General features: G+C 71.7%; 10 protein-coding genes. All 10 read right to left on the minus strand.

Features of this window, described 5'->3' with window-relative positions; genetic code table 11:
- The coding region (locus G454_RS21985; RefSeq protein ID WP_035108243.1) for a hypothetical protein at positions 1 to 310 on the minus strand (310 nt) is incomplete at its 3' end.
- A gap of 55 nt (positions 311 to 365) precedes the next feature.
- The gene (locus tag G454_RS0116940; RefSeq protein WP_027719502.1) at positions 366 to 1,379 is read right to left on the minus strand and encodes a DUF4417 domain-containing protein; all 1,014 of its coding nucleotides are present in this window, start codon (positions 1,377 to 1,379) and stop codon (positions 366 to 368) included.
- The gene (locus G454_RS21990) at positions 1,376 to 1,960 is read right to left on the minus strand and encodes a hypothetical protein (protein ID WP_169719401.1); all 585 of its coding nucleotides are present in this window, start codon (positions 1,958 to 1,960) and stop codon (positions 1,376 to 1,378) included. The genes G454_RS0116940 and G454_RS21990 overlap by 4 nt, the downstream gene beginning before the upstream one ends.
- Before the next feature lie 88 nt (positions 1,961 to 2,048).
- Positions 2,049 to 3,437: an amidoligase family protein gene (locus tag G454_RS20705; protein WP_051276688.1), complete on the minus strand. Its 1,389-nt coding sequence runs from the start codon at positions 3,435 to 3,437 to the stop codon at positions 2,049 to 2,051.
- Position 3,438: 1 nt separating this feature from the next.
- A complete protein-coding gene (locus tag G454_RS0116955) occupies positions 3,439 to 3,663 on the minus strand; it encodes a hypothetical protein (RefSeq protein WP_027719504.1) in 225 nt (74 codons plus the stop codon).
- Between the two features lie 64 nt (positions 3,664 to 3,727).
- Positions 3,728 to 4,126, minus strand: coding sequence for a gamma-glutamylcyclotransferase family protein (locus G454_RS0116960; RefSeq protein ID WP_027719505.1), 399 nt, complete (start codon positions 4,124 to 4,126; stop codon positions 3,728 to 3,730).
- Positions 4,119 to 4,574 carry a hypothetical protein gene (locus G454_RS0116965; RefSeq protein ID WP_156896880.1) on the minus strand — a complete coding sequence of 152 codons (456 nt, stop codon included), beginning with the start codon at positions 4,572 to 4,574 and terminating at the stop codon, positions 4,119 to 4,121. The genes G454_RS0116960 and G454_RS0116965 overlap by 8 nt, the downstream gene beginning before the upstream one ends.
- A complete protein-coding gene (locus G454_RS20710; RefSeq protein WP_051276692.1) occupies positions 4,516 to 5,358 on the minus strand; it encodes a class II glutamine amidotransferase in 843 nt (280 codons plus the stop codon). Before G454_RS20710 ends, G454_RS0116965 begins: the two co-directional genes overlap by 59 nt.
- Positions 5,359 to 5,361: 3 nt before the next feature.
- Positions 5,362 to 5,595 (minus strand): hypothetical protein, encoded by a 234-nt coding sequence (locus tag G454_RS0116975; RefSeq protein WP_027719507.1) that lies wholly within the window; start codon positions 5,593 to 5,595, stop codon positions 5,362 to 5,364.
- A 273-nt stretch (positions 5,596 to 5,868) separates the two neighbouring features.
- On the minus strand, positions 5,869 to 6,301 hold a 433-nt coding region (locus G454_RS0116980), incomplete at its 5' end, for a phosphoadenosine phosphosulfate reductase domain-containing protein (RefSeq protein ID WP_027719508.1).

Genomic DNA, 6,301 nt, shown 5'->3' on the forward strand with positions numbered 1-6,301 from the left:
ACAGTTCGACCTTCCCGCAACCGCCCGCCAGGGCCTTGGCTACCGAGCCAGCTACTTTTGCTGGGTCGGAATCTGACGCCACGGGGGCGCGGAACACGAGCGAGCCCCGCACGGCCTCCAGGCCGTCCCCGGCGTACCCCTGCTCCCGCGCGGGCGTGCCCCCGCCGCCGTCGTCCTCCCGTTGCGATACCGGGATGGCGGGGGCACGGGTGGATACCGTCAACTTGGGTGCCCCCGGCCGCGGCGGCGGGTCCATAAAGTATGGCCTGAACCTCACGGGTTCCTGCCCCTTCAGCTTCACGCGCGGCATCTCTGACCACCCCCTTAAAAAAAGGAAACCGGGAGGGTCGATACCACCCACCCGGTTAATCCGCCCCTGCCGCTGCCAGCCTGGCGCGGAAGGCCCGCACGGAGGCGAAGAAGGCGGCATCCCTCGACGTACCTTCCGGCGCCCGCTCCCTGCCTGACGCCGTGACGACGCCGCCCTTGCGCGCGGCGTAGAACGACAGCGTGTCCAGGAAGGACACGTCCCTGCCCCCGACGGCCCCCAGCACGGCGGAGATCTTTTCCGCGGAGTTCGCCCCCACGACCACCACCCGCACCCCGGCGGGCAACCTGCCGCAGAGGTAGCGCAGTCCGGCGAGGTAGGCCCTCCACGCCCCGCTCCCCTTGTTCTCCCTGCCCACCGTCTGGAACGAGAAGGCCACGGCGGGGACCCGCGACTCCCCCGCGAGCGCCGCCCAGCGGTCGAGGTCCTCCTTGCAGTACCAGGAGACGTCCGGCACCACCGCGATGCCCAGCCGGGTCATCTCCGCGGCCACTATGTTACTCCTCCGCATGTTGAGGAGGTGCTCCATTCTGGGGGCGTCCTCGTACACGCTGAAGTTCGGGGCGAAAGCGACGTCGAACTCCGCGGCGATGACCCCGTACCTTTCCCGGCGCCGCTGCCAGAACCGCTCCAAGGAGGCATCGTCTACATAGAGACTGAGGGCCAACCCCGCGCCCTCCGGGAGGTTGTACGCCCGCCTGAAACCCCCCGAGCGCCACAGGCCCCCGGAGACCTTGCCCGCGTGCAGGGCGTACCAGGGGGAGAGGCCCTCCGGAGGCCGCTCGTGCAACCTCGTCGCCACGAGGGGCAGGTGCGCGGGGAGCCTGGCGGCGCGCCGCACCGCCACGGGTTCCAGTTCCAGCGTGCCGCCCAGATGGGAATTGACGTACGCCGCGAGGCCCGGCCTGTCCGGGCAGACATAGGGGCACCTGCCGCAGCGGCGGGCCTCCGGCACGCAGCCCAAGAGGGGCCTGCGGCAGCCGGGGCAGCCGGAGCACAGCCCCCGCCAGCCCGCGGGGCAGCGCCCGCAGTTGCCGCAGACTAGGTTCACGCCCGGCCACCCCCGCGCGGGCCGCCCTTCAGTCGCTCCGGCGGGACCGCGATCCTCCCCACCCCCATGTAGGTCCTGCCCCTCCTCGCGGCGAGGACCCCTGCGGGCAGGGCGATCCCGTCCAGGCAGTCGGCCGCATCCGGGCCCACCGGCAGGTCGAACTGCCTGCACCATCCCCCCCGGAAGTAGCCGCACTCGCGGCAGGCCCGCGGCGCGGCGCCGCCCCCGCGGAACGCCGCCACGTCCTCCCCCTCCCGCAGGGCGATGGCCCCCGCGTTGTGCAGGCTGGCCACGAGCGCCCAGTCGCCGTCCACCCTGATCTCCGCCGCGGGGGGCGCGCCGGGGTCCCCCGCCGCGAAGACCGGCCCGGGCAGGGAGCCGTCCGCGACCACCACCGGGCGGCCCGTCAGGGCGTGCAGCCAAAGGGCTTGGCTCTCGGCGTACTCCACCCTGAGGTGCCAGGCCACCTCCTCGTCCTCCGCGTCGGCGTACTCCGGCCCGACGAGCAGGGCGACCAAGCCCGCCGGGCTGTCGGCCTCCCCGAGGGCAGCGCCACCGTCGAACTCCACCAGGAAGGGCATCGAGGGTTTCGCCTTAGCGTCGTTGGGGTCTAGCCTGCGGAACTCCAAGCGTACCACCGTCCCTTCCACCCAAAAGCCTGCAAGTGCGTCAGGTCGTCGCTGGCTGCCACCTGCTCGTGGCGTAGAGCCACAGGGCCGAGAGCTTGTCCCGCGCGCGGGTGAATATGGTGTCGAGGAAGCGGCGCACGGTAGAGTGGCGCGCTTCCCCCCTGTTGCCCCTTGTCGTGCCCAAGGCCCGCTGTTCCGCCGGGATCCCCACGGACGGGTCGGCCGCCGCCCTGACCATGGCGTGGGCGATCCTCACGTTGGCCTGTATCTGCCGCGGATCGAGCGTGCCGTTGAAGTAGCGGAACTCCACCGTGTGCGGGCGGGCGTTGACCGCGCCGTAGTGCCCCGCCTGTTGCGGCCCGCCGGATATCCTGCTGAGCGGCACCGCGTAGCGGGTGCCGCGGTGCCGCCCGCCGCTCTCCCCGCCCGCGGCCATCCTGTAGATGACGTCCTCGTAAGCCCTGTTGAGGGCGGCCAGCCTCTCCCACAGCGCCGGGTCGTGGTCGAGCGGCAGGTTGCCGATGTGCACGTGCGCGCCGCAACGCGCCGTGGCCCTCCCGCCGTGCCTGCGCACTATCTCGCAGATCTCCTCTATCTGGCGCCACGCCTCGGGGGTGTCCCTGAACACGGGGGACACGAGTTCCCCGCCCGATGCCACCGATGCGTCGGTCTCGAAGGACCACATCCCGGGCCGCCTGGGTGCGTGGTAGCGCACCTGCCGAGGCTCGGGGATGTAGCCCCGCTCGTAGAGCTCCCTGGCGATCGCCTCGCGGTCGCCGCCCTCGAACTCTATCTCCACGCCGAAGGTGTTGTCGGAGCCGTCCAGCACATTTTCGTACTCGTAGGGCAAGTCGCCGCGGGCGGCCCGCTCGAGCAGTTCCCGGAAGGCCGCCTCGTCGGCCAAGGACACCTCGTGCTCGCGGGCGGGCGGCCTGGCGGCCTCCGCCGCCGCGGCGGCCTCCCGCCTGCGCTCTGCCGCCTCCCCCGCGGCCCGCGAGGCGTCGAACGCCCGCCGCCCCGAGGGGAGGACCGCCGCCCGGGGGGCCGCTTCTTCCACCATCCTCCTGCCCGCGAGCGCCGAGCGGTACGCCCCGATGTGGCGGCACTCCCCACCGGTCCTGCTCCTGCGGAACCGGTAGTCCGGGCAGGTGCAGGTCATCCTGCCGCCCTCCCCCACCTCCACCCTGTACACGGCGCCGGAGGCCGAGGCGACCTCGGCCTCCGAGGGCGAGACGAAGGTCACGCGCGTGGGTTCCGTACGGCCCCTCGCGGCGGAGTGGACCTCCACTTCGTAAGTGCTCGGGACGAACGACTGCGGGGAGGCCCGCGCCGCGGCACCCGCGGCGGCAACGGCGCCTCCCCCTCCTCCCCCTCCGGACCCGCCGCCGGGGGCGGGGCGGAACGCTGTCACGCTCCTGCGCTTGGGCACCTCAACTCCCCCCTTCGAAAAGTGCCTTGAGGTAGAGGTACAGCCGCCGGGCCGGCACCAGCAGGGCCTCCCTCTCCCGCACACTGACGGAGGGATCGAGGAGGAGAGGAAGGATCCTCTCGCAGGCCCTGAGCAGGTCGAGGGCGGCCTCGACGTCCGGGGGCCTCCTGGCCCCCTTGCGTCCCCCCTCCCGCGGGTCGAACGGCCTTAACTCCAGTCCGGCCACAGCACGCCACCCCCAAAAAAAAGGGCGGCGGGACCCCCGGGGGTCCCGCCGCCCCTTGGAACGGCTACGCGCCCGCCGCCGCCCCCCGTCCGGCCCCCCAGGGTTGGCACTCGGGCGGCACCCTCTTCGCCGGGTCCACCCTCCCCAGCCAGAGGTATGCCCACGCCGTCCGCCCCTCCCCGTTGTCTAGCGTCACTGCCACCCTCTCCCGCAGGTACAGCGAGCCGTTGCCCTCGAGGCGGTCGAGCAAGGCCAGCGTCGGCCCGTCCACCTCGTAGAGTTCGCCGAGGACGCAGCCACCCTCCTCACGCACCGCCCCCGGGTACCAGGGCGTGACGTCGTACAGCGCCAGCCCCTCCGCGCGGGCGGCCCCGAGGAAGCGCGCCCCCGCCAGGAAGCGGTGGTTCCCCCGCCCACGCATCAGCGTGCCGTACACGAAAACTAGGTGCCTCCCGTCATGCATAGAACACCAGTCCCTTTCTCACGGCGTTCCAGTAGAAGCGCGGGTCCGCCAGGTAGACCAGGCTGACCGACCAGCCCCGCGCGTCCTCCTCGTCGCCGACCTTGATTCCCTTCTGGCACTGCCATGCGTGCCGGAACTCGTGGAGTAGCGTGAACACCGAGAACTTCGGCAACACGATCAGGTTGGTGTCCGGTACGTAGAAGCCCGCCGTGCGGGTGCCGCCCACGGCGAGGTTGGGGGTCCGGATGCCGTACACCGCGCTGGCCAGCCCCAGCCACTCCAGGAAGGCCCCCTTGGCGGCCTCCCGCTCCGCCGGGCCGCCCCGCCCGGGGTTGCCGCGCCACGGCCTGGCGGCGATCAACTCCCTCGTGGCGGCCACCACCCGGCGGTCAATGCGCCTGAACCGGTGCCTGTAGGCCCGCACGCCAACCGACCCCCCAGCAAACATAGGACTTGCGGTAGGAACTGTCAGTCGGCCGCTCCCCGCGCTGGGCGGCACCTTGCCCGGCCAGTAGTTCTACCGCCTCGGCGGCGACGACCGCCCCGCTGGCGGCCGCGTACAGCACGCCGGGCTCGCACGGCCTCCACCGCGCGCCGCCGAGGGGCCTGGTGGCCACCACCACGGCGGGCACCCTGCCCCCGCACCGTGCCTCGCGGTAGTACAGGGTACCGGCCCTGTTGGAGAAGAAGTACAGGGTCTTGCCGTCGGAAAGCAGGAAGTTGAACTTGCCCCTCCGGGCGGCCTCCCGGGCCGCCCTGGCCACGGCGCCGAACCCCCCTCCCCCGGCCGCGGGCCCGGCGTGCAGGAGTTCCCCCACCAGGAAGGAGAACGCCCTCTCCGAATCGGTCGTGCCGTGCGGCTGGTGCCACACGGTGCCCGCCAGCCCCGGCACGGAGCCGTTGTGGGCGAACGCCCAGTCCCTATCGCCCACGCGGGCCACGAACGGGTGGGCGTTGGTCACGGTCGTCAGGGAGTCCCTGCCGCCCGTGGTGCCGTAGCGGATGTGGGCCACGAGCACCGTTCCGGGGACGGGGTTGGCAGCCAGGAGCGCCGCCAGGGGGCTCTCGCCGGCGGACCGCGGCTCGCGCACCACCAGCGGACCGCGCCCGTCCCCCCGCCAGAGGGCGATGCCCCACGCGTGCGGGTTGGAGGCGGCCCCCTTCCGGAACTCGCGGAACACCCTGGCGAACGACACGGGCTTCTCGGCACAGAACCCCAGTAGCTGGCACATCTTTTACCTCACTCCCAAAACACGGAGCACGTCACTGAGCCTGACCTCTACCGGCAATTTCTGGAGGGGGAAGTCGGCCCCGGACTCGATCTCCTCCGCGAAGGTTTCTTTTGCCAGCAGCCTGAACGCCGCCAGCAGGGCCTCCGCCCTGGTCTCCCCGCGGTACTTGGCCACCAGGTCGACGGCGGTAGCCTGTTCCTCCGTGAGCCGCACGAGGAACTGTTTCGTTTCGGCCACGGTAACGCCTCCCACTTTGATGTCTCTGATAACATTATATCACTGGTTGAAACGTTGTCAAGGAGCGGGGCAGGGAAAACCCCTTGGACCGCCGCGAGCAGAACCGGAAGGGTCCGAAGGGTAGTGTGTTACCGCGCGCCGCCCCGCCAACTCCTCCCACCCTTGGTACACGGCCCGCCTCTCCCCTAGGCCCCGGGCCGTCAGCACCCGCTCCCGCAGGCGGGCCAACTCCCCTAGCCACTCCCACCCGGGCAGGCAAGCCAAACGTTGCAACTATTCCCCGGCGGGCCGCGCCGGACACACCCAGCACCCTGTCCGGGCCTCTGGGTGGCCGTACAGCAGGGCCAGTTCCCTGGCGACGCCGGGCGCCCGGCGGAAAAGGTACTCCCAGACCGCCGCTGCGTCCCACCCGGCTACCGGGTACCAGACTCCCTTTTGCCCTCCCGCGGCCAGGGCCTCTGCCCGCCCCCGCGATTCTCCAACGCGGACGCCCAGCAACAGGGCCGGGCCGCCGAGCTTCCGCAGGGTAGCCACCACGGGCCTCGCCTTGAATCTGTCCCTGCACCATCTAAACCGCATCCGCGCCCAGGCCTCGGGAGAGAAAGCGTACCCGCGCAGGTACCAGTACCAGAAGTCCCTTCCGGGCGGCGGGGAGGCGATTACCGCCTCAAACGGAACCCCCAAGGCCGCGGCCTCCTCCCGCAGG

The sequence above is a fragment of the Desulfovirgula thermocuniculi DSM 16036 genome, assembly GCF_000429345.1.
Taxonomy (GTDB): Bacteria; Bacillota; Desulfotomaculia; order Desulfotomaculales; family Desulfovirgulaceae; genus Desulfovirgula; species Desulfovirgula thermocuniculi.